26 protein-coding genes and 1 tRNA gene are annotated in these 26847 nt (G+C 64.2%); 10 read left to right on the top strand and 17 right to left on the bottom strand.

All coding sequences use genetic code 11. The annotated features are described in order from the left end of the window. Positions 1-14 precede the first annotated feature (14 nt). Together ACFDR6_RS02005 and ACFDR6_RS02000 are read left to right on the top strand one after the other, a co-directional pair. Positions 15-1124, top strand: coding sequence for an amidohydrolase family protein (locus ACFDR6_RS02005; RefSeq protein WP_212087649.1), 1110 nt, complete (start codon positions 15-17; stop codon positions 1122-1124). Then, on the top strand, positions 1124-1537 hold the full coding sequence (locus ACFDR6_RS02000; protein ID WP_375857191.1) for a Rieske (2Fe-2S) protein: 414 nt from the start codon (positions 1124-1126) through the stop codon (positions 1535-1537). The genes ACFDR6_RS02005 and ACFDR6_RS02000 overlap by 1 nt, the downstream gene beginning before the upstream one ends. 59 nt (positions 1538-1596) lie before the next feature. Here the strand turns inward: ACFDR6_RS02000 and ACFDR6_RS01995 are convergent, their stop codons facing one another. Together ACFDR6_RS01995 and ACFDR6_RS01990 are read right to left on the bottom strand one after the other, a co-directional pair. Next, positions 1597-2928, bottom strand: a complete 1332-nt coding sequence (locus ACFDR6_RS01995; protein ID WP_375857190.1) for an MFS transporter — start codon at positions 2926-2928, stop codon at positions 1597-1599. A 143-nt stretch (positions 2929-3071) separates the two neighbouring features. Further along, entirely contained in the window at positions 3072-3971 is a 900-nt protein-coding gene (locus tag ACFDR6_RS01990) for a transcriptional regulator GcvA (protein ID WP_375857189.1), read from the bottom strand. A 110-nt stretch (positions 3972-4081) separates the two neighbouring features. Between ACFDR6_RS01990 and ACFDR6_RS01985 the strand changes: the two genes are divergently transcribed. Beyond that, positions 4082-4285, top strand: a complete 204-nt coding sequence (locus ACFDR6_RS01985) for a DUF1127 domain-containing protein (RefSeq protein ID WP_375857188.1) — start codon at positions 4082-4084, stop codon at positions 4283-4285. Positions 4286-4353: 68 nt separating this feature from the next. Continuing rightward, positions 4354-4977: a GNAT family N-acetyltransferase gene (locus ACFDR6_RS01980; RefSeq protein WP_375857187.1), complete on the top strand. Its 624-nt coding sequence runs from the start codon at positions 4354-4356 to the stop codon at positions 4975-4977. Positions 4978-5204: 227 nt separating this feature from the next. Here the strand turns inward: ACFDR6_RS01980 and ACFDR6_RS01975 are convergent, their stop codons facing one another. Both ACFDR6_RS01975 and ACFDR6_RS01970 read right to left on the bottom strand, forming a co-directional pair. Beyond that, a complete protein-coding gene (locus ACFDR6_RS01975) occupies positions 5205-6035 on the bottom strand; it encodes an enoyl-CoA hydratase (protein ID WP_375857186.1) in 831 nt (276 codons plus the stop codon). Between the two features lie 121 nt (positions 6036-6156). After that, positions 6157-6858 carry an SDR family oxidoreductase gene (locus tag ACFDR6_RS01970; protein ID WP_375857185.1) on the bottom strand — a complete coding sequence of 234 codons (702 nt, stop codon included), beginning with the start codon at positions 6856-6858 and terminating at the stop codon, positions 6157-6159. A 234-nt stretch (positions 6859-7092) separates the two neighbouring features. On the opposite strand from ACFDR6_RS01970, the gene ACFDR6_RS01965 reads away from it, so the two are divergent. Together ACFDR6_RS01965 and ACFDR6_RS01960 are read left to right on the top strand one after the other, a co-directional pair. Continuing rightward, on the top strand, positions 7093-8877 hold the full coding sequence (locus tag ACFDR6_RS01965; protein WP_375857184.1) for an acyl-CoA dehydrogenase family protein: 1785 nt from the start codon (positions 7093-7095) through the stop codon (positions 8875-8877). A gap of 44 nt (positions 8878-8921) precedes the next feature. Further along, positions 8922-10010: a Zn-dependent alcohol dehydrogenase gene (locus ACFDR6_RS01960; protein ID WP_375857183.1), complete on the top strand. Its 1089-nt coding sequence runs from the start codon at positions 8922-8924 to the stop codon at positions 10008-10010. A gap of 205 nt (positions 10011-10215) precedes the next feature. On the opposite strand, the gene ACFDR6_RS01955 is transcribed toward ACFDR6_RS01960, so the two are convergent. From ACFDR6_RS01955 to ACFDR6_RS01915, 9 genes are all read right to left on the bottom strand, one after another. Beyond that, a complete protein-coding gene (locus ACFDR6_RS01955; RefSeq protein WP_375857182.1) occupies positions 10216-10569 on the bottom strand; it encodes a nuclear transport factor 2 family protein in 354 nt (117 codons plus the stop codon). A 160-nt stretch (positions 10570-10729) separates the two neighbouring features. Beyond that, positions 10730-12202 carry an amidase gene (locus tag ACFDR6_RS01950; protein ID WP_317241240.1) on the bottom strand — a complete coding sequence of 491 codons (1473 nt, stop codon included), beginning with the start codon at positions 12200-12202 and terminating at the stop codon, positions 10730-10732. A gap of 187 nt (positions 12203-12389) precedes the next feature. Beyond that, positions 12390-13361, bottom strand: a complete 972-nt coding sequence (gene mbfA / locus ACFDR6_RS01945) for an iron exporter MbfA (RefSeq protein WP_375857181.1) — start codon at positions 13359-13361, stop codon at positions 12390-12392. Positions 13362-13429: 68 nt separating this feature from the next. Next, entirely contained in the window at positions 13430-14578 is a 1149-nt protein-coding gene (locus ACFDR6_RS01940; RefSeq protein ID WP_375857180.1) for an alpha/beta hydrolase, read from the bottom strand. 199 nt (positions 14579-14777) lie between these two features. Next, positions 14778-15647 carry an MBL fold metallo-hydrolase gene (locus tag ACFDR6_RS01935; protein ID WP_375857179.1) on the bottom strand — a complete coding sequence of 290 codons (870 nt, stop codon included), beginning with the start codon at positions 15645-15647 and terminating at the stop codon, positions 14778-14780. 17 nt (positions 15648-15664) lie between these two features. Continuing rightward, positions 15665-16855 carry a serine hydrolase domain-containing protein gene (locus ACFDR6_RS01930; RefSeq protein ID WP_375857178.1) on the bottom strand — a complete coding sequence of 397 codons (1191 nt, stop codon included), beginning with the start codon at positions 16853-16855 and terminating at the stop codon, positions 15665-15667. Positions 16856-16879: 24 nt separating this feature from the next. After that, complete coding sequence (locus ACFDR6_RS01925; RefSeq protein ID WP_317241236.1) at positions 16880-17491, bottom strand: glutathione S-transferase family protein; 612 nt, start codon at positions 17489-17491, stop codon at positions 16880-16882. 136 nt (positions 17492-17627) lie between these two features. After that, entirely contained in the window at positions 17628-18470 is an 843-nt protein-coding gene (locus ACFDR6_RS01920; protein WP_375857177.1) for a fumarylacetoacetate hydrolase family protein, read from the bottom strand. A gap of 86 nt (positions 18471-18556) precedes the next feature. Further along, positions 18557-19405: an MBL fold metallo-hydrolase gene (locus ACFDR6_RS01915; RefSeq protein ID WP_375857176.1), complete on the bottom strand. Its 849-nt coding sequence runs from the start codon at positions 19403-19405 to the stop codon at positions 18557-18559. A 163-nt stretch (positions 19406-19568) separates the two neighbouring features. On the opposite strand from ACFDR6_RS01915, the gene ACFDR6_RS01910 reads away from it, so the two are divergent. After that, the gene (locus ACFDR6_RS01910; RefSeq protein ID WP_375857175.1) at positions 19569-20045 is read left to right on the top strand and encodes a DUF3775 domain-containing protein; all 477 of its coding nucleotides are present in this window, start codon (positions 19569-19571) and stop codon (positions 20043-20045) included. 49 nt (positions 20046-20094) lie between these two features. Here ACFDR6_RS01910 and ACFDR6_RS01905 read toward each other — a convergent pair whose 3' ends face one another. The 3 genes from ACFDR6_RS01905 to ACFDR6_RS01895 form a co-directional block, all read right to left on the bottom strand. Then, positions 20095-20877, bottom strand: coding sequence for an SDR family oxidoreductase (locus ACFDR6_RS01905; protein WP_212087685.1), 783 nt, complete (start codon positions 20875-20877; stop codon positions 20095-20097). Positions 20878-21001: 124 nt separating this feature from the next. After that, entirely contained in the window at positions 21002-21514 is a 513-nt protein-coding gene (locus ACFDR6_RS01900) for a CvpA family protein (protein WP_317241233.1), read from the bottom strand. A 210-nt stretch (positions 21515-21724) separates the two neighbouring features. Further along, positions 21725-23323, bottom strand: a complete 1599-nt coding sequence (locus tag ACFDR6_RS01895) for a GMC family oxidoreductase (protein ID WP_375857174.1) — start codon at positions 23321-23323, stop codon at positions 21725-21727. Positions 23324-23817: 494 nt separating this feature from the next. Between ACFDR6_RS01895 and ACFDR6_RS01890 the strand changes: the two genes are divergently transcribed. After that, positions 23818-23894 (top strand) — tRNA-Met (locus tag ACFDR6_RS01890). A gap of 141 nt (positions 23895-24035) precedes the next feature. Here ACFDR6_RS01890 and ACFDR6_RS01885 read toward each other — a convergent pair. Next, positions 24036-24521 (bottom strand): winged helix-turn-helix transcriptional regulator, encoded by a 486-nt coding sequence (locus ACFDR6_RS01885; RefSeq protein ID WP_375857173.1) that lies wholly within the window; start codon positions 24519-24521, stop codon positions 24036-24038. Positions 24522-24679: 158 nt separating this feature from the next. Here ACFDR6_RS01885 and ACFDR6_RS01880 point away from each other — a divergent pair, with 158 nt between their 5' ends. Both ACFDR6_RS01880 and ACFDR6_RS01875 read left to right on the top strand, forming a co-directional pair. Beyond that, on the top strand, positions 24680-25783 hold the full coding sequence (locus tag ACFDR6_RS01880; RefSeq protein WP_375857172.1) for an alkene reductase: 1104 nt from the start codon (positions 24680-24682) through the stop codon (positions 25781-25783). Positions 25784-25788: 5 nt separating this feature from the next. Continuing rightward, entirely contained in the window at positions 25789-26793 is a 1005-nt protein-coding gene (locus tag ACFDR6_RS01875) for a quinone oxidoreductase family protein (RefSeq protein ID WP_212087690.1), read from the top strand. Positions 26794-26847 lie beyond the last annotated feature (54 nt).

Genomic DNA, 26847 nt, shown 5'->3' with positions numbered 1-26847 from the left:
AAGGAGGCAAGGCGATGAATATCCAGTTCCGCGAGAGCCAAGAAGCTGCTTCCCCACTGACGACGAAGACCGCGATCGCGGACTGCGACATCCATCCGGCCCGCGCCACCCGCACCGAGCTTTATCCTTATCTCGCCAAACGCTGGCAGCATCATCTCGAAGTCTACGGGGTTCATGCCTATCAGGGTATGATGGACGGCCCGCCCTATCCCAAAGCCCAGCCCAATGCCTCGCGCCGCGATGCCTATCCACCGGAAGGCGGGCCGCAGGGCTCCTCGCTTTCCTTCATGCAGAAGCAGCTGCTCGATCCCAACAACGTGCAATTGGGCGTGCTCAATCCGCTCAACACAGGGCAGGGCATCCGCAATCACGAGCTCTCGGCCGCCTTGTGCTCGGCGATCAACGACTGGCAGATCGACAAATGGACCAGTAGGGACAAGCGGCTGAAGGCGTCGATCGTCGTCGGTAACGAGGATGGTTTGTCGGCCGCCGCCGAGATCCGCGAGCGCGCCGGCGACAAGAACTTCGTGCAAGTGCTGCTGCTCAGCCGCAATGTCGAACCGCTCGGCCAGCGCCGCTACTGGCCGATCTATCAGGCCGCGGAAGAAGCAGGGCTGCCCGTCGGCGTGCACGCCTTCGGCTTCGGCGGCAATCCGATCACGCCGTCGGGCTGGCCCTCCTATTACATCGAGGAGATGGTGGGGCATTCGCAGTGCCAGCAATCCGCGCTGGCGAGCCTCGTTCTGGAAGGCGTGTTCGAGCGCTTCCCGAAGCTGAAGATGGTGATGATCGAGGCCGGCTTCGGCTGGGCGCCGTCGCTGGCGTGGCGGCTCGACAAGGCCTGGCAGCGCCTGCGCAGCGAGGTGCCGCATGTGAAGCGGCCGCCGTCGGAATATATCCGCGAGCAGGTGTGGTGGACGACACAGCCGATGGAGGATCCGGAGCGGCGCGAGGATCTTTTCGACGTCATCAACTGGATCGGCTGGGACCGGCTTTTGTTCGCCACCGACTATCCGCATTGGGACTATGACGAGCCGTCGCGCGTGCTCCCGGCGGGCGTCAGCGAGGCCGATCGCGAGGCGTTCTACCTCGGTAATGCGAAGAAGCTCTACGGCGTTTCATGATGGCAAGACACGTCATTGCCGCGGTCGACGAGCTTCCGCCGGGCACGCGGAAATTCCTGGAGATCGACGGACGGCCGATCGCGGTCTTCAACATCAAGGGCGAATATTTCGGCCTGATGAACCGCTGCCCGCATCAGGGCGCCGCGCTGTGCGAGGGGCCATTGATCGGGCTCGCGCAATCCAGCGAGCCCGGCGAAATCGAATATACCAAACTAGGGGAGATCATCCGTTGCCCCTGGCACGGCTGGGAGTTCGACATCCGCACCGGCCAGTCCTATTGCGACCCTCGCCGCTTCCGCGTGAAGGCTTATCCCGCCCATGTCGAGCCGGGCGCGAGCGTCGTGAAGGGGCCGTATGTCGCCGAGACCATCCCGGTCAGGGTCGAGAGCGATTACGTGGTGGTGGAGCTGTAGGCGGCGCATGACCCTCCCCTGGAAGGGGAGGGTAAGAGGCGCCCCGGAATGACACTGTCCTAGCGCCCCGCGACCGGCTCCGGGACCGCATCATATGCCGGCGCCGCCTTGCCGCCACCGCGATACACCGTGGTGGCCGCGATGATGCCGAGCAGGGCGGCGAGCATCAGCCAGAAGCCGGGCGAAGCCTTGTCGCCGGTGCGCTCGATCAACCAGGTCGAGGCGAACGGCGTGAAGGTGCCGAACAGGGCGGCGGCGAGCGCGAAGGCGAGTGAGAAGCAGGTGGTGCGGACATGCGCCGGCACGATCTCGACGAGCGCACCTAACATGGTGCCGCTGTAGACGCCGAAATAGAACGAGAACATCATCTCGACCGCGAGCAGCTTGCCGAAGCTCGGCGCGATGACCAGCCAGTGCAGCGCAGGGTAGGCGGTGACGAGCGAGAGGCCGGCGATGGCGAGCAGCACCGGCTTGCGGCCGATGCGATCGGACAGCGCGCCGCCGACCGGATTCCAGATGAAGTTGCTCACCGCGACCAGCAGGGTCACCAGCAACGCGTCCTGTGTCGACAGCTTCAGCACGGTCTTGCCGAAGGTCGGCGTGTAGACGGTGACGAAATAGAACGTCGTCGTGGTCAGGATCGCGATCATCATGCCGAGGACGACGATGCGCCAGTTGGCGAGCGCGGAAGCGAATACCTCGTTCGTTGTCGGATGCTTCTTCATGGCGAGGAAGGCCGGCGTCTCCTCGAGCGTCCGCCGCAGGACAAAGATCAGCGGAATGATCAGGCAGCCGACGAAGAAGGGAATGCGCCAGCCCCAGGCGGCCACCGTGTCGGCGGGCATCACTTCGGACAGGATGAAGCCGAGGATCGAGGCTACGAAGATCGCGACCTGCTGGCTCGCCGACTGGAACGAGGTGTAGAAGCCGCGATTGCCGGGCGTTGCGATCTCCGCGAGATAGACCGAGACACCGCCGAGCTCGACGCCCGCCGAGAAGCCCTGCAGCAGCCGGCCGAGCAGCACGATCACGGGCGCGGCGATGCCGATGGTCGCATAGCTCGGGCAGAACGCGATCACCACGGTGCCGAAGGCCATGATGCCGAGCGTGACGATCAGGCCCTGGCGGCGGCCGATGCGATCGATGTAAGAGCCGAGCACGATCGCGCCGACCGGCCGCATCAAGGCGCCGAGCCAGAACACGCCGAAGGTGTTGAGCAGCGATGCGGTCTCGTCGGAGGAGGGGAAGAACGCCTTGCCGATCGCGGCCGCATAGAAGCCGAACAGGAAGAAGTCGAACTGCTCGAGGAAATTGCCTGACGTGGCGCGCAGGATCGCGCCGACGCGCGACTTGATCGCGGGTGAATTGGTCGATGCGGCTGATCCAGCCATGGCGTTCTCCCCTTGGAAAGGCGCGCCTGCCGGAAATCGTCTTCCCGGCAAGGCGACAGATTGATGCTGCGACAATCTGTCATACCCCTTCCCGCGCGGGGCGGTGCAAGTCAATCGCTTTCGCCGCGGAAGCCGCTGATTTTTCAGGCCTTATTTTGCGTTGCAGCAAGCATCCAGTTCCGGAACGCCATCAGCTTCGGCGCTTCCCGGCGCCCCTCGGGCGCCACAAGGTAGAAGCCGGCATCCGCCGGCAGGGCGATCTTGAAGGGGACCACGAGGCGGCCCTTGGCGATGTCGTCCTGGACGTAGGACGTCCGCCCCATCGCCACGCCGATGCCGTCGATCGCTGCCTGGATGGTCATGAAGATCATGTCGAAGGTGATGCCGGGGTGCCTGGCGATGTCGGCCGGCAGGCCCGCCGCGGTCAGCCACAGCCGCCAATCATCGCTGTTGGAGCTCGAGGTGTGCAGCAGCGGATGGTGTCGGAGATCCTCTGGACGGCGCAGCGGCTTGTCGCCGCGCAGCAGGGAGGGGCTGCACACCGGAAACAGCTCATCGGCCATCAGCCAGTCGGCGCGCAGGCCGGGCCACTGGCCGCGGCCGTAGCGGATCGCAGCATCGACATTGTCGCGCTGGAAATCGACCAGGCTGGCCGAGGTGGTGATGCGGACATCGATGCCGGGATGCTGCTCCTGGAAATCCGTCAGCCGCGGCAGCAGCCATTTCGCGGCGAGCGAGGCCAACGTCGAGACCGTCAGCACCTTGTCGTCGTCCTTGCGCAGCAACCGGTCGGTTGCAAGCCGGAGGTCGTTGAAGGCGGCACGGACGCCCGGGAGGTAGTCGCGCGCTTCCGGCGTCAGCGCCAGCGCGCGGTTCTGCCGGATGAACAGGCGGATGCCGAGCTCCTCCTCCAGCCTTCGGATCTGATGGCTGATCGCGGTCTGCGTCACGTTCAGCTCGCTGGCTGCCAGCGTGAAGCTGAGATGGCGCGCGGCGGCCTCGAACGCCCGCAATCCGTTCAGGGACGGCAATCTGGCAGTCATTTGGCAGCAGGATACATGACGTTATTTCATGCGAAAAGGTACAAATTGTCGTTTGTCGCAGTGCACCAAGAAGCAGATATTTGCATCCAAGTTAGCTCTAGGAGCTCAAAATGTCTACTTTGACCCACACCTCGATGACAAATCATCATGCGCCCGGCCTGATCAATCAGGTCCTTGAGACGCTTCACGTCTGGTACGAGCGCTACCGCAACAGGCGCGAGCTCACCCATTGGACCGCGCGTGATCTCCAGGACGTCGGACTGTCCTGGAGCGACATCGCCTACGAGGCCGACAAACCCTTCTGGCGGGCCTGATTGGCCGCCAGGCCGGCGCCGCCTGAAGACAGGGGCGCCGGCGGACCCTTTTCCGCAGGGCTTGTGTGATGAGCACCCTTCGCCTCGAAGACCTCCGGCAATATTCGGACACGCTGCGCACCCGTCATGGCGAGGCGCTCGACGTCCGCTTTGTCGAGCCGCGTGACGCGGACGAGCTCCAGCACTATTTCCGCTCGCTCTCGACTCGCTCGCGCTACAACCGTTTTTTCGGCGCGATCAGCGAGCTGCCGTACGGACTGCTGCACGACTTCCTTCAGGTCGGCGAGCGCGAACGTTTTAGCGTGGTCGCGACCATGATCATCGACGGCTTCGAGACCATCGTGGCCGAGGCGCGATACGCGCTGAATGCCGAAACCGCAATGTTCGAATTCGGCCTGTCGGTCGATGATCGCTGGCAGGGCCACGGCATCGCCACCGCGCTGTTGAAGAACCTCGAATGCCGCGCCGCGGCGCTCGGCGCCGAGCGCATCTTCGGCGAGACGCTGCGCTCCAACGAAACCATGCTCTCGCTCGCCCGCAAATCCGGGTTCGCCTTCGTCAATCATCCTGATGATTGGAAGCTGGTGCACTTCGACAAGGAAATCTCGGTCGCCCCGAAAGACATTCCCTGCGCGAGCTGGCGCCTCGCCGCGCTTTCCCGTCAGGCCGATAGCCCCTCAGCCTCGGTCTGACACCACTGCAGCCCGGCCTGGCGACCCCAGTGCCGGGTCTTCTTTTTGCCCGGTTGCGGTTCGTGCGAAGACCCTCCCCACATCGTCATTCCGGGGCGCGCGTAGCGCGAACCCGGAATCTACTTCACGACGTGTCTTGCGGCCAGATGGATTCCGGGCTCGATGCTTCGCATCGCCCGGAATGACAGCCGGTTACCCGTCTCGACGGCCTGTTGCAAAGCGAGCACCTACCTCCCCGTGAACATCGCCTTGCGCTTCTCGATGAAGGCCTGCACCGCCTCCTTGTGGTCGGCGGTCGTGGTCAGGCGGGTCAGACGTTCGGCCTCGTGGTCGCGCGCCGTCTCGAAGTCGAACAGCAGTGCCTCGTCGAGATTGTCCTTCATGTAGCGCAGCGCCAGGCGCGGACCTTCGGCGAGCGACTTGGCCAGAGCAAAGGCCTCGGTCTGCAGCTTGTCGTCGGGCACGACGCGATTGACGAGCCCGATCGTCTCGCACCTGACAGCATCAATCCGATCGCCGGTGAACATCAATTCGCGCGCCCGCGCGGTGCCGACCAGCCGCGTCAGCAGCCAGGCGATGCCGTAATCGCCTGACAGCGCGATGCGCGCATAGCCGGTGGCGACGAAAGCCGATTGCGCGGCAATGCGGATGTCGCAGGCCATGGCGATGGCGAGCCCGGCGCCGACGGCGGGGCCGGGCAGCGCGGCGATAGTCGGCTTGCGCACCGACACCAGCGCACCCGTGAGCAGCCGCTGCCGCTCCTGGAGGTCGGCAATGCGCTCGTCGAGCGACATCTCCAGCTTCTTCGGATCGCGATGCGCGCCCATGCCCTTGACGTTGCCGCCGGCGCAGAAGGCTTCACCCGCACCCGTCAGCAGCAGCGCGCCGACATCGGGATTCTCGCCGCAGCTCCGGATCATCGTGCGCAGCGCCGGCGTCAGCGTGTCCGACAACGAATTGCGCGCCTCCGGTCGGTTCAGCGTGATGATTGCGACCCGGTCGCGGATGCTGCAGAGGAGTTCATTGGTGCCGGTATCGATGGTGGTTTCCGTGCTCATCGTTCCTCCTTGCCGTCATTGCGAGCGAAGCGAAGCAATCCAGAGATGTTTCCGCGGTGACAGCCCTGGATTGCTTCGTCGCCAGGGCTCCTCGCAATGAGGATTGTGGCGACGTTGGTGCTCAAAACGTCTCCACCCAGGGCCGCAGCTCGATCTCCCAGCTCCAGGCGCTACGCGGCTGCTGCAACACGTTCCAGTAGCTCTCCGCGATCGCGTCGGGATCGAGCATCGAATCCGGCTTGTCATCCGGCTCGCTCCGCGCTGCGCTCTTGATGCCGCCGTCGATCACGAAATGCGCGACATGGATGCCTTGCGGCGACAATTCGCGCGCCAGGCTCTGTGCGAGTCCACGCAACGCGAACTTGCCCATCGCGAAGGAGGCGGACTGCGCGTAGCCCTTGACGCTGGCAGAGGCGCCGGTGAACAGGATCGCGCCGTGCTTGTTCGGCAGCATGCGCTTGGCCGCCTGCTGCGCCACCAGAAAGCCGCCATAGGCACTGACCGCGATCGCCTGCGCGACATCGGCCGGGACGAGATCCACGATGGGCCCGCGGGCGCGGCCGCTGGCGTTGTAGATGACGAGATCGGGGGTGCCGATCTCGCGCTCGACGAGGCCGAACAGGCGCTCGACCTCGTCAGGCTCGGTGGCATTGCAGGAATAGGCCTTCGCGCCGGTCTCAGTGCAGAGCGCGCCAAGCTTCTCGATCTTTCGGGCGGCCAGCGCAACGCGAATGCCTTGCGCGGCGAGCAAGCGCGCCAGCGAGGCGCTCAGGCCTTCGCCGGCGCCGACGATGAGGGCGATCTTGTAATTCGGATGTTCCATGGGCGTGATCTCTTGGGACAGGGCGACGCTGATCTATGCATGGGCCGCGCGAACAACCAGCCGGCGCGGTCACAATTCCGCAGGGCGGCGAATTGCTCCCTCACGGCGATCATGCCGCCCTGACAATTTGCGGCTTTATACGTGTCTGCGGCTGGAGCATGATCGACATCATCCCGAGCGGCAAGCGCTAAAGTGGCGTTGAACGTCCGGGCCAGCGGAAACGAGAGAACCATCATGCACAAGCCGGTCACGGCGCAGCCGAAACACGTCGCGGCCGAGCAACCCGGTCTGCTGGCACCCGATACGTCAGGCATGAACTTCTACCGCGCCGATCCCGCGCTCACCGATCTCTTGCGCATCCATCTGCCGGACATGCTGTTCCGTCACATCGAGCCGCATCTCGACCGTCTCGGCGAACTGGCCGGCGGCCGTCTCGACGAGTGCGCGCGGCTCGCCGACCGGCACACGCCGGTGCTGCACCAGCGCGACAAGTTCGGCCGCGACGTGCAGTGGATCGAATATCACCCGGCCTATCGCGAGCTGGAGAATGCAGCGTTCGGCGAATTCGGCATCCACGCGCTCTCGATCCGCAAGGGCATCATGGGCTGGCCGGACAAATATCCTGTCGTGGCCAAACACGCCTTCACCTTCCTGTTCAACCAGACCGAATTCGGCATGGGCTGCCCGATCAACGTGACCGACGGCTGCGCCAAGCTGCTGGCGAATTTCGGCAGCGAGGCACTGAAGGCGAAATATCTGGACGGCCTGACATCGACCGACATGAGCAAGCTGACGCAAGGCGGCCAGTTCATGACCGAGAAGGAGGGCGGCTCCGATGTCGGCACGCTGACGACGCGGGCGGTGCAGGAAGGCGACCATTGGCGCCTCACCGGCGAGAAATGGTTCTGCTCGAATGCCGATGCCAAGGTCGTGATGCTGCTGGCGCGTCCCGAAGGCGCCGGTCCCGGCACGCGCGGCGTCGGCCTGTTCCTGATGCCGCGCTTCCTCGACGACGGCTCGCAAAACCACTACCGGATCGTCCGCCTCAAGGACAAGCTCGGCACCCGCTCGATGGCCTCGGGCGAGATCAAGCTCGAAGGCGCAATTGCGTACGCGGTTGGCAAGCTCGACCGCGGCTTCGTGCAGATGGCCGAGATGGTGAACTCCTCGCGGCTGTCCAACGGCGTCAAATCCACCGCGCTGATGCGCCGCGCCTATCATGATGCGATGACCGTGGCGACCAACCGTGTCGTGTTCGGTCAGCGCATCATCGATCTGCCGCTCGGACGGCGGCAGATGCTGAAAATCATGCTGCCGGTCGAGCAGGCCCTCTCGATGAGTTTTCTCACCGCAGATGCTCTCGACCGCGCCGAAGCCGGCAGCCAGGATGCGGCAGCGCTGCTGCGTATCCTCACCCCGACGCTGAAATTCCGCGCCACGCGCGATGCGCGAAAGGTTTGCGGCGATGCGCTCGAGATGCGCGGCGGCATCGGCTATATCGAGGAGTTCGCCACGGCCCGCTTGCTTCGCGATGCACATCTCGGCTCGGTCTGGGAGGGCACCGGCAACATCGTCGCCATCGATGCGCTCAGGCGCGCGGTCGGACGTCACGGTGCGGAGTCCGCGCTCGCCGCCGATCTGCACGCCCGGCTCGACGACAGCGCCTCGGTGCCGCAGGCCTGGCGCGACCGTTTGCGCGGTCTCGTCGATCGCGCCGTCGGCTTCGCGCGCGAAGTGGCGGGCAAGGCCGACAACGAATCCGATGCGCGGCGTGCCACCAGCCTGCTCTATCATGTCGCAAGTGCGGTCGCGCTCGCCTGGGAGGCCCACCGCATCCACGAGATGCGCGGCGATGCGCGCCGGCTGCTGTTGTCGCGGCTCGTGATCGATCACCGGGTATCACCGAACGATCCGTTCCGGCTCACGGAAAATGCCGTGCAGGCGAAGATCGCCGCGCTGCTGCTCGGCGACAGCTCAGCCGGCATGAGCGAGGTTGGCGAACTCGTTCTGGCGGCGTAGGCTGCGCGCCACGCTCAACCAAAAGAAGCGACAGGGAGTGCTCGATGAAGGCCGCCGTCCTCTATGAAGTCAACCAGCCGCTGGTCATCGAGGATGTCAGCCTGCCGAAACCGGGCCCGCGCGAAGTGCTGATCCGCACGGCGGTCGCCGGGCTCTGCCATTCCGATTTGCACTTCATGGAAGGGCTCTATCCGCATCCGCTGCCAGCGGTCCTCGGCCACGAATCCGCCGGCGTCGTCGAACAGGTCGGCTCCGACGTCACTTACGTCAAGCCGGGCGATCACGTCGTCACTTGCCTGTCGGTGTTCTGCGGCACCTGCGACAACTGCACCACCGGCCGCACCGTGCTCTGCACCGACACCACGGTTAAGCTGCTGCCGGGTGTCTCCAACCGGATGCAATGGTCCAAGCCGGAAAAGCTGCACCAGTTCCTCAATCTCTCGTCCTTTGCCGAGCAGATGCTGGTGCACGAGAACGCGATCGTCAAAATCCGCAAGGAGATGCCGCTCGATCTCGCCGCGCTGATCGGCTGCGGGGTCATCACGGGCTACGGCGCGGTCGTGAACACGGCCAAAGTGACGGCGGGCGAGACCGTTGCCGTGATCGGCTGCGGCGGCGTCGGCATGGCCGCGATCAACGGCGCGCAAATCGCGGGCGCCGGCCGCATCATCGCCATCGACACCAATCCGGCGAAGCTCCAGCTCGCGACCAAGCTGGGTGCGACCGACATCATCAATCCCGCCGATGGCGACGTCGTGAAACAGGTGCGCGATCTCACCAATGGCGGCGTGCATCATTCCTTCGAGGTGCTCGGCCGCAAGGAAACGGCGGAGCAGGCGTTCGGCATGCTCGCCTCCGGCGGCACCGCCACCATCGTCGGCATGATTCCGTTCGGCCAGAAGATCGAGCTGCACGGCTTCGACTTCCTGCGCGAGCGCAAGATCCAGGGCTCCTCGATGGGCTCGAACCATTTTCGCGTCGACATGCCGCGCCTGGTCGATTTCTACCTGCGAGGACGGCTGCACCTGGAGGACTGGATCTCGGCCAAGCTGAAGCTGAGCGAGATCAACGACGGCTTTGCCAACATGAAAGCCGGCAAGACGCTGCGGAGCGTGATCATGTTTGACAGTTGAGCGCTGGCGCTCCCCAGCGTCGCTCCAAAATCGGTGTCATCGCCCCGCTCGACCGGGCGTCCAGTACGCCGTGGCGGAGTTGTGTGGGCTGATGACGGCCGCCGGGTACTGGATGCCCCGGTCCCGGCTCCGCCAAGGCTCGCCGAAGCTTCAGCGAAGGCGGCAAGCCGGGGCATGACGGTGGGTATGAGAATGGCTTGCCATCTCACCGCGACACGTGCGCGGACACCGCCAGCCATCTGCCGTTCTGCTTCGCCCAGCAATCGGTATATCGCCCGGTCGCCCGCTGTCCGTCCGCGGTGGTGTAGCTCGTCGCGGCATGAATGATCGCGAAGTCGCCCAAGATGCGGATGATGACATCATGTGCATGCAGATTGCGGATCGCGATCGGCCGTGCCGTTTGCTCCAGGAAAGCCGCGCGGTCGACCAGCGTCTTGTCGGGATTGGAGCAATAGAAATCCGGCGCCAGGATCTCGTCGAAACGCCTGACGTCGCAGTTCTGCACGGAGGCAACGTAGTCGCGGTTGAGCGCGGTGAGTTGATCGAGGTCGTTGCTCATGGTGTTCCTGCCTCCCTGTCATTCCGGGGCGCGCGAAGGGCGACCCCGGAAATCCCGACATTGTCTTGCTCCGTCATTGCGAGCGTAGCGAAGCAATCCGGAAGTGTCTCCGCGGATGCAGCCTGGATTGCTTCGCCACGCTCGCAATGACGAGGCGGCACTAATCGTCGAACATCTTCGGCGGCACGAACCCGCCGAACTCGCGCTCGATCAGCTCGGCGAGCTTGAGCGGCGTGCGGTCTTCGAGGAAAGGCCCGATGATCTGGACGCCGACCGGCAGGCCGTCCTTCGACAGGCCGAGCGGGACGGCCGTGGCCGGCAGGCCCGTCAGCGTGGCGATTCCGGGCCAGGCGAGCTGGTCCGGATAGGAATGGTCCTTGCCGTCGATATTGATCCGCCGCTTCTCCTGCTCCGGCGAATGATCATGCGGATAGGCTGGGGTCGGCATGATCGGGCAGATCACGGCATCGAACGTCCTGAACAATTGCCGCCATTGCGCGCGCAGGCCGGCGCGCGCGCCCTCGTCGAACACCCAGGCCTGATGGCTGGAGGTCATGCCGCGCAGCCGCTCGGCCGCAAGGCTCTTGTCGTCGGGTGAGAGCTGCGCCGCGCCGGCACGTGCGCCGGCGAGAATATCAGGCGGAAAGAACGCGCCGAGAAAGCCCATGAGCATGCGCATGTAGAGCCGCGAGGCCTCCCGGAAGTCCGGAAACAGCGGGCTCTCGCGCGCGACTTTCGCGCCGGCGTTCGTCAGCTGCCCGGCCAGCTTTTCGATCGCGCCGCGAATTTCGGCATTCGCGGGCAGCAGCGGATGGCCGTCGATCATCAGGAGGCGGAAATCCTTCAGCCCGGCGTGGCGCGCCTCCGGCAGCGCAAGCCTGTATCCGACGCCGAGGTCGAGCGGATCGGGGCCGGCCATCACGTCCAGCAGCAGCGTCAGATCGACGGCACTCCGCGCCATCGGACCGATCACCGCCATATCGCGCTCCATCGGGATCGCGGGAAATGGCGGCGGCGTGTGGCCGCGCGTCGGACAGAGATTGTAGGTCGGCTTGTGCGCATAGACCCCGCAATGGAAGGCCGGCACGCGCAGCGAGCCGCCAATGTCGGAACCGAGCGACAGCGGCCCGTAGCCGGCGGCAAGCGCTGCCGACGAGCCGCCAGACGAGCCGCCGGGCGTGCGGCCGAGATCGTACGGATTGTTCGTCGTGCCATAGATGTCGTTGTAGCTCTGCCAGTCTCCCAAGCCGACGGGAACGTTGGTCTTGCCGACAATGACGCCGCCGGCGGTCTTCACCCGGCTGATCGAGAGCGCGTCCTCCGGCGGCCTGAAATCCTTCTGCGGCGTCCAGCCCCAAGTCGTCGGCAGGCCCGCGATGTTGAAGGATTCCTTCACGGTCACGGGCAGGCCGAGCAAAGGCTTGCGCTCGCCGCGTGCCAAAGCAGCGTCCGCGTCTCGCGCGGCACTGAGCGCGCGGTCGAAATCCCGCACGCAGATGGCGTTGACCTTGCCGTCGTGCCGCTCGATGCGGTCGATCGCGTCCCTCGTGAGCTCGACTGACGAGACCTTCTTCGCCGCCAGCGCGGCCGATAGCTCGACGGCGCTCCTGAAACTCCACTGCGATTTGGCCACGGCGTTTCTCCTGTTCTTGTCGAAGGATGATGCGCAGTTTGGCCGAATGCCGCAACCGGCGTTTGATGGCGATTGCTATGCCGGAGAGGTCGAGCGAGACGCGAAAGCTCCGCCACGCATTCGCTGTCGTCCCGGCGAAGGCCGGGACCCATATCCCGCTTGTCCGGGACGACAGCGGAGACCACGACTACGCCGCCCCGATCAATATCCCCACCGCGAGCACGATCGCGCCGCCGAGCACGATCTGGAACGCCGCCTGGAGGAACGGCGTGTCCATGTAGCGCGAGCGGATGAATGCGATCGCCCACAATTCGAAGAACACCACGACGCAGGCGATGGCCGTTGCGATCCAGAACGCATTGGCCCAGCTATCCGGCACGAGATAGGGCGCGGTGTGGCCGAGCCCGCCAAGCGTCGTCATCGCGCCGCAGGTGACCCCGCGCAGCCAAGGCGATCCGCGTCCCGTCAGCGAGCCGTCGTCGGACAGTGCTTCGGCGAAGCCCATGCTGATGCCGGCGCCGATCGAGGCGGCAAGGCCGACGAGGAACGTCTGCCAGTTCTGGTGAGTGGCGAACGCCGCCGCAAACAGCGGCGCCAGCGTCGAGACCGAACCATCCATCAAGCCTGCGAGGCCCGGCTGCACATATTGCAGCACGAACATGCGGCGGTTGGTGCGGTCCTCCTCGGCGCGGACGTCGGAACTCAGGATCTCGCCCGTGAGCTTTGCGGCGGTCTCCTCGTGACCTTTCTCTGCTTCGGCGAGATCGCCGAGCAGGCGGCGCACGCCGACGTCCTGAGCCTTTTCGGCGGCCTTCACGTAGAAGCGCTCCGCCTGCATCTCCATGGTCTCGACTTCCCTGCGGATGGCATCGAGCGACAGGTTCTTGGTGAGCCAGACCGGGCGGCGGCGCAGGAATCCCTTGACGTCCTCGCGGCGGATCGGTGGCAGATGCGGGCCGAAGCGCTGCTCGTACAATTCCAGCAACATGTGGCGGTGGCCGTGCTCCTCCTCGGCCATCTCTTCAAAAATCTTCGCCGTGTCCGGGTAACGCTCGCGGAGATCCTCTGCGAAGGTCATGTAGATACGGCTGTCCTCCTCTTCGGAGGAGATCGCGACCGCAAGCACCTCGCGCTCAGTGAGATCGGCAAAATTCTTCACGGTAACCCAATGTCCCATAGTTTAGAATTGTTCTAAACTATATAGGGAGCCGAGGTTCCCGGGTCAAATCAGGCCTTGCGGGTTTGGGCGAGGAAGTCCAACAGCCGCCGGCTCACCTCCCCGGGCTGCTCCTGCTGGACCCAATGGCCGGCGCCGTCGATGAGATGGCAGCCGAGCATCTGCGTACACGCGCGCGCCTGCATCGTCTCGAACACGCCCGGGCGCTGATATGTGCCCCAATCCTGCATGCCCGAGATGAAGCATGAGGGAACGTCGATGCTGCGGCCGGCGAACAATTGCAGTTCGGAGTTGAAAGCGCCTGACGTGCCGCAGCGATACCATTGCAGGCCGCCCTGGAAGCCGGTGCGGCCATATTCGGCGCTGTAATAGGCGAGGTCGCTATCCGGCAGCCATTGGTTGGCGGCAATCGTGGCCGGTGAGGGCATCTCCTTCGCCACCGTCTCGGCCATGGTCTCGCCGGCATCCATCACATAATACGTCGGCAGCTTTGCCAGCTCGCTCGCCGACCACGATCTTAGCGGATAGGGCTTGTTGCCGGTCCAGTCCGCGCTCTTGTGATGATAATAGGCGCGCAGGAAATCATGCACGCCCTGCGGCGCGTGCTGCATGTCGCCATTGGCCTGCCGTGTCGAATAATACCATTGATAATGCTTGCGTGGACGCGGCAGCGCGGCGAGCTCGCGATGGACGGGGTCTTCCACCGCGGGCTTGGCGGGCTCGCCCGCGGTGTTGAAGGGCAGCGATGGCGGTCCGCCGAACGGCGCGCTCATCATCGTCACCGACCGAAACACGTCGGGCCGGATCAGCGAGCACCAGGCCGCGACCGGACTGCCGAAATCGTGCCCGACGACGTCGACCTGCCTGTAACCGAACGCAGACACGAGGGCCAGCGCATCCCGCACCAGGTTGAGCAGCGAGAACGGGACCAGATCGCCGTCATAGTCCGCGCTCCATCCCGTGGTGCGGCCATAGCCGCGCTGATCCGGTGCGATCACGTGGTAGCCGGCCGCAGCGAGCGTAGGCATCACCTTGCGCCAGGAGAAGGCCAGCTCGGGAAAGCCGTGCAGCAGAAGGATGCAGGGACGGCCCTTGCTCTCGAAGCCGGCCTCCAGCACATGCATGCGCAAGCCGTTGATGCCGTCGACATAGCGCGAGCGGATGCTGGCGGGGAGAGGAACGTCGGGAAGATCGGCCATCGGTGCTTCCTCCTTACCCTCCCCGGAGGGGGAGGGTCGATCGCGCGAAGCGCGAGCGGGGTGGGTGATCTCTCAACACGGGCAGCGTCCGTTGTGGAGAGACCGTCACCCCACCTCGGTTCGCATTCCGCAGCGCTGCATGCGAACCGATCCTCCCCCTCCAGGGGAGGACGGGAGTTCGCGGTGCAACCGCCTTACATCAAACCGCAGCACAAACGAAGCCGCTGCCCTTGCGCCTGATCTTCCCGACCGATGGCGAGGGGAAATGCGCGGTGCAGCACAGCGTGTCGGTGTCGCAATAGCGTTCCAGGAAGCTGCGGCGCGTCGTCGCCGCCCTGGCCGGATCGACGTCGAACTTGATCGACAGCTCCGGATAGAGCGTCTGCAACGGCGAGTGCATCAGGTCGCCCGAGAACACGGCATCGTCCTTGCTGCGGCCCATCGTGATGGCGATATGGCCCGGCGTGTGGCCGGGCGTCGGCAGGATGCGGACGTGGTCGCCGATCTGATGATCATTGCCGACGAGCTCGTGGCGCTTGGCCTCGACCACCGGCAGGACGCTGTCGGCGAAGGGCGGGACCGCCGCCTTCGCGTTCTGCGCCGACCAGTGGTCGAATTCCTGCCTGGCGAAGACGTAGCGTGCCTTGGGGAAGGTCGGCACCCAGTGGCCGTTCTCGAGCCGCGTGTTCCAGCCGACGTGGTCGACATGCAGATGCGTGCACATCACGAAGTCGATGTCGTCGACCGAGAACCCGGCGGCGTCGAGGCCGCGCAAATAAGTATCGTCGGTCTTCATGTTCCATTTCGGCCGCTGCGGCCGCGGCTTGTCGTTGCCGATGCAGCTGTCGATCAGAATGGTGTGGTGCGGCGTCTTCACCACATAGGACTGGAAGCACAGCAGCAGCACATCCTCCTCGTCCAGCGCCTTCGCTTCGCGCATCCATGCGCGGTTCTCGGCCAGCACGTCGCTCGTCAGGTCCGGCAGCATCTCCAGCGCCGGGACGAACGAGGTTTCCTGCTCGATGACGCGATGGATGGTGAGATCGCCGACCGAGAATTTCAGACTCATGTTCGCTTCCCTCGTGATCAGTGCGCGTCGCGCACGGACGGAATGACGATATTGGAGAGGATGTCGATCGCAGTCAGGCCTTCTTTGGGTTGGCCGTATTGCGCGGCAGTCGTCATCATGACGAGATCAAGCTCCGGTACGATGAAGATGCGTTGCCCGCCCCAGCCGAATGCGGCAACCCATTTGATCTCCTTGCCGCCGGCGAACGAGCGGCCCATCCACCATTGATAGCCGTAGAACAGCGTGCCGCCGAAAAAGCCGACCGCCTGGAAGCGCGGCGTGATCGATTGTGCGATCCAGTCGGCCGGGACGATCTGTCGGCCGTTCCACTGGCCGCGACTGAGCACGATCTGGCCGATCTTCGCCGCATCGCGCGGCCGCAGGCGCAGGCCCGAGGCCGCTGCGATCTTGCCGTTCTTGTATGACTTCCATTTGACATCGGTGATGCCGAGCGGCTGAAACAGTGTCTCGCGCGCGAAGGCCTCCAGAGATTTGTTCGAGACGCGTTCGATGATGTTGCCGAGCAGCTCGGTGCCGCCGCCATTATAGGTCCATAGCATATCGGGTGGTGCCGCGATCGGTCGCGACAACACATAGCCAATCGGGTCCGGCTCGAAGACAAGATGCGGCTCGTCGTTCTTCGGATCAGTCCAGGCGCGTGCCTCATCCCATGTGAAGCCCGATGACATCGTCAGCAGATGACGCAGCGTGATCGCGTCCCATCCCGGCTGCTTCACCGCTGCGGTGTCGGGGAAGAATTTCAGGACGGGCTCGTCGACGCCCGCGATGAGCTTGCGGTCGATCGCGATTCCAATCAGCAGCGAGGTCACGCTCTTGGACGCCGAGCGCATGTCGTGCTTGGTTACTGCGGTGAATTCGTATTGGCCGTCGGGCTGTCCCCAAGGCTGGTCGTAGCCGGGAAAATATTGCTCGAAGACGAGCTTGCCATGCCTGGCGACGACGACCGAATGGACCGCGGTTGACCGCTGCGTGAGTCGCACGGCGACTGTGCACAGCTGCGCGCCGTCCATGCCTACGCTGGCGGGCGAGGCGATCTCCCAGCCATCGTCGATCGATGACGGCGATCCGCAGGCCTGATCGGCTGGTCCAGGCGACATGCTCTCGGCCCGTGGAGGAGTGGCTGAGACGGAGAGCGCGAGCACGAGGCTCGCGCCGAGACGTGTGAGACGGGAGAAGCGATCGCGCATCATCATTCTCCCGGCATGTTCCTGTTACGCCGCCGGCGGCACCGAGATCTTGACCGAGGGCCGCTCCAGCATCTTCTGGTGGAAGGCATCGAGCTTCGGATAGGCCTTGCGCCAGTTGCAATCGGCGAAGCGGAAGTCGGCATAGCCGAGCACGCAAACGAGGCCGATCTGCGAGATGTCGAACGGGCCATCCAGGACGTCGGGCATGTTCTCGAAGCGCGCCATGCCGATCCAGGCCCGGTTCCAGTGGTCGTCCGACCACGCCTGCCATTGCAGGCCCTGCGGCCGCACCATCTTCTCGTAACGGCACAGCAGCATCGAATCGAGCATGCCGTTGATCAGGGAGTGATTGGTCTTGGCCTTCCAGCGCCGCGGGCCGTAATCCGGGATCAGGCTGCCGCCGGCCATCTCGTTGAGATATTCGACGATGACGTAGGAATCCAAGATGACGTCGCCGTCATTGGTGATCAGCACCGGCAGCTTCTTCAGCGGCGTGATCTTCGAATAGTCCTCATTGGCCGTGCCGGGCGCAACGGTCGCCGGCGTCAGCTCGATCTTGTCGATCAGTCCGAGCTCGATCGCGGCGATGCGCACCTTGCGGGCGAAGGGCGAGGCGGGGGAGAAGGTGAGTTTCATCCAGAGTATCCCACAAATGAACGTTTTGCTTCGTCATTGCGAGGAGCGAAGCGACGAAGCAATCCAGAGTGTCGCCGCGGAGGGATTCTGGATTGCTTCGCTTCCCTCGCAATGACGTGGAGAGGGCCGGAGGCCCTTACGCCGCGATGATCTCCTGGCGCTGCTCGCCGAGACCCTCGATGCCAAGCGTCACGACGTCGCCGACATTGAGGAAGGTCGGCGGCTTCATGCCGAGGCCGACACCGGGCGGGGTGCCTGTCGTGATGACGTCGCCGGGCAGCAGCGTCATGAACTGCGAGACATAGGAAATGCACTTGGCCATGGAGAAGATCATGGTCTTGGTCGAGCCGGTCTGGCGGCGCTGGCCGTTGACATCCAGCCACATCGACAGGTTCTGCACGTCCTTGATCTCGTCCTTGGTGGCAAGCCACGGTCCGAGCGGGCCGAACGTGTCGTGCGACTTGCCCTTCGTCCACTGTCCCAGGCGCTCGATCTGGAAGGCGCGCTCGGAGACGTCGTTGCAGACGCAGTAGCCGGCGACGTGGTCCAGCGCATCGGCTTCCGAGACATATTTCGCACGGGTGCCGATGACGGCAGCGATCTCGACCTCCCAATCGAGCTTGGTCGAGCCGCGCGGCTTCTCGACGGCGTCGTTCGGGCCTGATAGCGACGTGTTCGCCTTCATGAAGATGATCGGCTCGGTCGGGATCGCAGCGCCCGTCTCCTTGGCATGGTCGGAGTAGTTGAGGCCGATGGCGACGAATTTCGAAATGCCGGTGACCGGCGCGCCGAAACGCGGCTTGCCCGATACGGCAGGCAGCGAGGCGGGATCGAGGCCTGCCAGCTTCTTCAGGCTCTCGGGCGAATAGGCCTCGCCGGTGAGGTCCTTCAGATGCGCCGACAGGTCGCGCAACTGGCCGGATTTGTCGATCAGGCCGGGCTTTTCCGCACCCTTCTCGCCATAGCGAACAAGCTTCATTTTCGTTTCTCCCTTGGGATTGGACCGATCGGTTAACAGCTTCATGGAACAGGGCGGCCGGAAATTCAACCGCCCAAAAACGGAGATCACCCCAGCGCCTCGAGCCTGAACGCATCCCCATCCCGCTTGATATGCCCGGCCGAGAAATGGCCGCCGATCACCAGCGTCGGCGTATCGGCAAATCGGCCGAACAGTTCACGGCGCGTCGTGGCAGACTGCGTCTGGTCGGAATCCGCGGTCGAGGACCAGTCGAGATGTGTCATCTGGCAGGGATGATGGGCGACGTCTCCGGTGAGCAGGGCCTGTTCGCCGTCCGATCGGATCAGAATGCTCATATGGCCGGGACTGTGGCCCGGTGTCGGGATCATGCTGATCTCCTCGCAGAGCCGGTGGTCGCTCGGGATCAGATCGGCCCTGCCGGCATCGACGATCGGCTTGACGGAATCGTCAAACACGGCCCGCTTGTCCGGCTCGGTCGAATGCTCCAGCCAGTATTCGTACTCGGTCTTGCCGAAGACGTAGCGCGCCTTGGGAAAGGTCGGCACCCATCGGTCCTCGACCAGCTTCGTATTCCAGCCGACATGATCGACATGAAGATGCGTGCACAGCACCGTGTCGATGCTGTCGGGCGCAAAGCCTGCCGCCATCATCGTCGCCAGGAACGGCGTGGTGCGGTTATTCCAGGTCGGAACGCTGCGGCCCTGCTTGTCGTTGCCAAGGCCGGTGTCGACCACGATGCGCTGCGAAGGCGTCTCCACCACCAGCGAATGGATCGACATTTTCAGGCGGCCCTCTTCGGTGGCGAAATGCGGGATCAGCCAGGGCAGCCTGCGGATTTCATCATTGCTCGCGAGCGGCAGGATGAAACGGGTCGAGCCGACCGTCTCCAATTCCACAACCTTGGTGATTTTGACCTGGCCGACCTTCCACTGCATCCGGCACCTTCCCATTTTCTTGTTTCACGAGATTCCCGGTTCGCGACTGCGCTTCGCCCCGGAATGACGAGGAGAGAACGCCGAAACATGCGGTGTTCCGCCATGATGCGCAATGGATCATCTGACGCGGTGCGGCGTTATCGCCGGAACCCTGGAGAGAGCCATGCCAGAGCTTGCAATATCCGCGGAGAAGGTTGCCTTCATCATCGAGAAGGCGCGCGAATTCGACGTCAAGGAGGGCGATTCCGATCCGGATTCCGGCTCGAACCCGGCCGATGACGATGCGGTCGATGTGCTCGCGGACGACGGCTCCGATCCTGTCGTCAACGAGCTCGGAAGTTTTATGATCGCCTTGAACGAGGACGAGCAGGTCGATCTCGTCGCGCTGACCTGGCTCGGTCGCGGCGACGGCACGATCGATGATTGGGACGATCTGCGCGCCCGCGCGGTCGAGGCGCGCGCCGAGTACCGCAGCCCGCGCCGCGAAACGGTGCACTACCTGCTCGGCGAGCCGATGCTGGGCGACCTGCTCGCGGACGGGCTCGACGAATTCGGCGTCGACTGGACCGACGAGCGCACGACGGCCGATTCCTCCGGTCCCAGTCAGCAGGACGAAGACGAGCCGACCAGGCAGCGGTGATCCGCGAAGCGCTCTCTCCCCGCATCGAGGGGAGAGAGCGAAGGGGGCGTTACAACGTCCCCGGGAATGCACCACCATCGAGCAGAATGTTCTGCCCGGTGATGAAGCCGGCCTTGGCGCCGCACAGGAAGGCGCAGGCGTAGCCGAACTCGTCGGGCTGGCCGAAGCGGCCGGCGGGATTGAGCTTGGCGCGCTCGGCCAGGATTTGTTGCGGCGTCACGCCACGCTTGTCGGCTTCGCCCTTCGCGGTGCTGGTCAAGCGATCGGTCTCGAACGGACCCGGCAGCAGGCCGTTGATGGTGACGTTGTTGATCACGGTCTTGCGCGACAGGCCGGCGATGAAACCGGTGAGGCCGGCGCGCGCACCGTTGGAGAGGCCGAGAATGTCGATCGGCGCCTTCACCGCGGCCGAGGTGATGTTGACGATGCGGCCGAACTTGCGCGCCATCATGCCGTCCACGGTCGCCTTGATCAGCTCGATCGGCGTCAGCATGTTGGCGTCGATCGCCTTGATCCAGTCGTCCCGGGTCCAGTTGCGGAAATCGCCAGGCGGCGGGCCGCCGGCATTGTTGATCAGGATGTCGGGCTCGGGGCACGCCTTCAGCACGGCTTCGCGGCCCGCCGGCGTCGTGATGTCGCCGACGATCTCGGTGACCGTCACGTCGGGATAGGCCTTGCGGATGTCGTCGGCCGTCTTCTTCAGAGCCTCGGCGCCGCGCGCGGTCAGCGTGACGTGAACGCCGGCGTCGGCAAGCGAGATGGCGCAGGCTCGGCCGAGGCCCTTGCTGGATGCGCAGACGATGGCGCGGCGACCTTTGATCCCAAGATCCACTGTTTCACTCCCGTAATGTCAGGCAGGTTTTGGATGGCGGCACTCTAGCCAATCGTGGCGCCGCTGATAAGGGAGGGGCCCACGTCAAAATGCATGGCGCGGTCTGCGGCGATGCAAATGCGCTCTAGATGCGCTGCTCCTGCTTGAGGCGGTCGATTGCGGAGGCTGCTTCCGGCGGCAATGACTTGAACCCCATCTGACCTGCCGTCGAGAACAGCGGCCGCAAATACGAGCCGGCGAGAAAGGGCGGCTGGCGATTGGCCGGCACGATCTGGTCGAACACCAGGACCAGCGTGGTGGCGACGAGACCGACCCTGATGGCGCCGAGCGCGGCGCCGCCGAGCCGGTCGCCGATGCCGGCCTCTCCGATGGTGTCGTTCAGCGCGATGCGGCCGATATGCCCGAACAGCATGCCGACCACGACGAAGATGGCGAAGAACCAGATCCAGTTCTGCAGCAACGGTGAATTCGGGTTACCTGCGATTTGCGGCGCAATCAGCGGCATCAGCGCAACCGCGATCGGCGCGGCAAGAAGATAGGCGAGGATGGTCATGGCGCTGCGCAGCAGGCCGGTCCTGAAGCCGAATCCGACCGCGATGGCGAGCGCGGCATAGACGGCGAGATCGAAACTGTTCATGAGCAAAACCCCGCCTCGATGGAACGAATGAACGCCGGACCGGTCATTCCGGTTTCAGATCGATAAAATCGTCTGTATTGGTGCCTCCGAAAGCTCAGGGGTGCGTCAGGGTGATCGTCATGTCAGACCTATTCGGCGTCAGTAAAGAAACCATCACTGGCGCGATGCTGCTGCTGGCTTCGATAACGTCGCTTGGCGCGACGTTATCGCCTAACTCGCCCGCATCTCCGCCCTGATCATGTCCGCAGCCTTCTCTCCGATCATGATGGTCGGCGCATTGGTGTTGCCGCCGATCAAGGTCGGCATGATGGAGGCATCGACGACGCGCAAGCCCTCGACCCCGTGCACCTTCAATGTGGGATCGACCACGGCCATCGCATCCGTCCCCATCTTGCAGGTGCCGACCGGGTGATAGACGGTGTCGACGCGGTTGCGCAGGATGGCGCGGATGTCGTCGTCCGTTTTCACGTTCGCGGTGAACATGTCCTTCTTCTGCAACGCGCGTAGCGCAGGCGTCTCCATCAGCCGCCGCGTGGTCTTGAAGCCCGCGACCAGGGTTTCGAGATCCTCCTCCTCGCCCAGAAAATTCGGATCGATCATCGGCGCTGCGAGCGGATCGGCGCTTTTCAGCCAGACACTGCCACGGCTCTTCGGTCTGAGCAGGCAGACATGGCACGAGAACCCTGCCTCCTTGTGCTTCTTGCGGCCATGGTCGTCGAGCATCGCGATGACGAAGTGCAGCTGGATGTCAGGCACGTCGAGGTGGACCTGCGTCTTCAGGAAGCCGCCGCATTCGGCGAAATTGGTGGTCATCAGGCCGCGTCGCTCGCGGCGGTACCGCCGGACGGCGCGGAGCAGGGACGGCAGCCGACGGATCGACGAGTGCACGAAGTGCGGATAGTCGGAGGCGTAGACGAAAACGAAATCCGGATGATCCTGCAGGTTGCGCCCGACGCCCGGCAAATGATGCATGACGCCAATGCCATGCGAACGCAGCGCATCGCCTTCACCTATGCCCGACAGCATCAGCAGTTGCGGTGACTGGAAGGCTCCTGCGGCGAGGATCACCTCGCGCCGGGCGAGCAGCCGCTTGGTCTGCTTCCCCTGCACATATTCGATGCCGACCGCGCGGCCGGCTTCGAACAGGATCTTCGTGGCCTGTGCTCCAATCTCGACGCGCAGATTGGGGCGCTTGTTCATGTAGGGGTGCACATAGGCGCGCGCCGCGCTCCAGCGCTCGCCATTGTGCTGCGTCACCTGGTAGCTGCCGAGCCCTTCCTGGTCCTCCGCATTGAAATCTTCGCGGATGCGGAACTGCGCCTCGCGCGCGGCCTGATGGAAGACGTCATGGATCGGATTGTCCGAGCGCAGCCTGTTGACGTGCAGCGGGCCGCCCTTGCCATGATGCGCGCCGTCAAAATCGGCGTTGTTCTCGGAAGCCTTGAAATAGGGCAGCACGTCCGCATACGACCAGCCGGTGTTGCCGAGCGCGGCCCAGTGGTCGTAGTCCCATTTGTTGCCGCGGATGTAGACCATGGCGTTGATCGCCGAGGAGCCGCCGAGACCCTTGCCGCGCGGCTGATAGCCGATGCGGCCGTTCAATCCCTTCTGCGGCACCGTATCGAAGGCCCAGTTGGCCGGACTGTACGGCAAAGCGAGCCCGAACGGCGTGCTGATCCGCCAATTGTCGTTCCGGCCGCCCGCATCGAGCAGCGCCACCGACGTGGCCGCATCCTCCGACAGGCGGCCCGCAACGGTGCAGCCGCCGGAGCCAGCGCCCACGACGACGAAATCGAATGTGTCACTCAATGTTTGTTCCCCCCGAGAGTCTTCTTGTTGGTCGTCATTCCCCGGCGCGACGAAGTCGCGAGCCCGGAAAATCGCGATCCGCTGCGGCGCCATCCAGGCCGAGCTCGTCCCGCGAGAACGCAACCATGGCGCGGAAGGCCTCCTCCGGCGCCCGCCGCGGGGCGCTGATCAGGCATTGTCCACGGGCGTTCCTCCCTCAGCCGGCACTTTGGCCTTAATCTTGTTGCCGCAAGCTGGCCCTTTGTGGAACTTCTGGCAAGAGCACGCGGAACGCCGCGAAAATCGGTCGCTTCTCCTGTCATAAAGTCGAAAAAAACGTTCCCGCAGCCCTTTCCAAAGTCAGCACGCCTTGATACATACGCCCCGCACCCGATGGGCACTGCCCCGGGGTTGCCTTCCAAGGAAACCTTTGGGACGGAAGAGGAAAGCCACGCGAACAGCGTCGGCCTCAACCGACCGTCCCCAGGATCTGGCTGAAGGCGTGCAAGTGTTAACGCGGGGTGGAGCAGCCCGGTAGCTCGTCAGGCTCATAACCTGAAGGTCATAGGTTCAAATCCTATCCCCGCAACCAAATTCGGATTTTTACCGGATCCGATACGAAAATGGCCCGCTTGAAGCGGGCCATTTTTGTTTTGGGGATGATTGAGCAGCGCCGCTTTCAGAAATTCGGCGCGGCGGTGGACGGCAGCATTCCGTGGGGCGTACTTTGCCTCTAGCGCCTCACTGAAGCTCTGCGCGGCGCCTTTGCCGCCGGACGCGACAATGCCCGCATATCGTCCGGTCCGCGCAGGCCTCCATCGCGCGCCTTGAGTTCGAGCGGCTGGAATGGCTTCTGCGTCTGTCTGTCGACCATGTCATAGGTGAGCTCGCCGGGCGCGAAGCAGAATTCCTCGCCCCACTGCCAGAGCGCAACCAGGACGAGATAGAGCTTCTTTCCCTTGGGGGTGAGGACATACTCCTTGTAGGCGGTGCCATCCGAAGCTGGCGCGGTGGCGAGAATGCCGTGCTCGACGAGCTTCTGCAGCCGCGCCGACAAGATGTTCTTGGCCATCCCAAGGCTTTTCTGAAGCTCGCCGAACCGCCGCTTTCCACCCAGCGCATCGCGGATGATCAGGAGCGACCACCAGTCGCCGATCACGCCGAGCGAGCGCGCAATGGCGCAGCCTGCATCATCGAGGTTGGTCCGCTTGCCTTTCATGCCTTCCCTCGTCTGCCACCCGCCCACGGCGATGTGATGAATTAACTGGTTGCAAATTTAAACCATCTCGGCCATCTTGTCGATGGTTTCAAGATTAAACCAGAATGAGGGCCCCATCTCCCGGGCTTCCAGCTCGTTCCGAAACGAAGGATGACGCCATGACTTCCACGGACTTGTTCGCCCCGCTCAAGCTCGGCCGCTACACGCTCTCGCATCGCGTCGTGATGGCGCCGCTCACGCGGATGCGCTCGACCGGCAATGTGCCGACGGACCTCGCCATCGCCTATTATTCGCAGCGCGCATCATCCGGCGGGTTGATCATCACCGAGGCGTCCCAGGTCACACCTTATGGGCAGGGCTATCCGGCAACGCCGGGCATTCATTCCGCCGAACAGGTTGCCGGATGGAAGAAGATCACCGACGCGGTTCACGCCAAGGGCGGCATCATCTTTCTGCAGCTCTGGCACACCGGTCGGATCTCTCATTCGAGCTTCCAGCCGGGTGGCGTGCAGCCTGTCGCGCCTTCGGCGATCACCCCGGCGGGCAAGGCGTTCACGCCCTCTTTCGCGATGGTGCCGTTCGAGACGCCGCGTGCGCTCGATCTCGCCGAAATTCCGGGAATCGTCGAAGCCTATCGCGAAGGCGCCCGCAATGCGCTGGCTGCCGGCTTCGACGGCGTCGAGCTTCACGGGGCGAACGGCTATCTGATCGAGCAATTCCTTCACAGCAAGACCAATCACCGCACGGACGCTTATGGCGGCTCGGTCGAAAACCGCTCGCGCCTGCTGATCGAGGTGATGACAGCGCTGGTCGAGATCTGGGGCGGAGATCGCGTCGGCGTCCGGTTCTCTCCGTTCGGCGTGGTCAATGATGCCGGCGAGGCCGACCCGATCGGACTCTACGGCCACGTCCTGTCCCAGCTTGCTCCGCTCGATATCGCCTATGTCCACCTGATCGAATCCCGTAACACCGATGCGGGGGAGGCCGGAGCGCCGCTCGCGATCAACGATCTACGTCCGTTCTGGCCCGGCACCTTGATTCTCGCCGGCGGCTTCATCGGCCCGTCGGCGGATGCGGCGATCCGAGCTGGGCAGGGCGACGCCGTTGCCTTCGGGCGGCACTTCATCGCCAATCCGGATTTGCCGCGCCGCCTGCAGATCGGCGCTCCGCTCAATCCCTACGATCGCGCGACCTTCTATGGCGGCGGCGCGCCCGGTTACGTCGACTACCCCGCGCTTGAATCGGCGGAAGCTGCGGAGTGAGTGCAATGAAAGTTGCCCAACTGCACGAGTATGGCGGACCGGACGTTCTGGTCTACGAGGACGCGCCAAAGCCGACACCTGCTGCCGGCGAGGTCCTGATCAAGGTTGAATCCGCGAGCGTCAATTTTGCCGACGTCGTCAGGCGCAACAACGATCCCTATCCGTTTCCTTCGCCGCTTCCGTTTATTCCCGGCAGCGAGGTCGCGGGTGTGGTCGAAGCTGCTGGCGAGGGCGTGACGACCATTCCGGTCGGAGCCAAGGTCTTTGCCTCGCTCGAAAACGGTGGGGCCGGGGGCTACGCTCAATATGCGGTCGCCAAACTCGGGAAGGTCATCCCTCTCCCGGATGGCCTGACCCCGGACCAAGCCTGTTCGCTGGTGGTGGCCGGCATGACCGCATTTCAAACGCTTGCCGATTGCGCCCGGTTGCAGCCGGGCGAAACCGTCCTGGTGCAGGCGGCCGGCGGCGGTGTCGGCACCTACGCGGTGCAGCTCGCCAAGCTGCTGGGCGCCGGCAAGGTCATCGCCGCCGCCAGTACCCCGGCCAAGCGCGAACTCGCCTTGAAGCTCGGTGCGGATGCCGCCATCGATTACACCAAGCCCGATTGGGTCAAAGAGGCGCGCGAGCTCACCGCTGGCAAGGGCATTGACGTGGTGCTCGAGGCCACCGGCGGTGATGTTCTGAACCAAAGTCTTCAAACCATGGGACCGTTCGGCCGTATCGTCGTATACGGCGCGGCGTCCCGCGAACGTAAGCCGGTCAATCCCTACGCCATGCTTGGCCTGAATCAGTCGCTGATCACGTATTATGTTGGTGGCTGGTTTCAGTCACGGCCGCAAGAAGCGGCCGCCGCCTTGCGGAAGCTGATCGGATTCATCAGGTCCGGCGATATCGACGTTCAGATCGGCCACATTCTCCCCCTGAGCAAGGCGGCAGAGGCGCATCGTATCCTCGCCGAGCGAGCCAGTGCGGGCAAGATCATCCTGAAGCCTTGGGGTGAGGCCGTATAGGGCAGATGCCGGACCACGGCGAGTCCGCCGGGCCTTCTCCGCAGTCAGGCAGCA

This window comes from Bradyrhizobium tunisiense, from assembly GCF_042263385.1.
GTDB classification, from domain to species: domain Bacteria; phylum Pseudomonadota; class Alphaproteobacteria; order Rhizobiales; family Xanthobacteraceae; genus Bradyrhizobium; species Bradyrhizobium tunisiense.
Note: the sequence above shows the minus strand (reverse complement) of the source record. Positions and strands in the feature narration are given on the sequence as shown.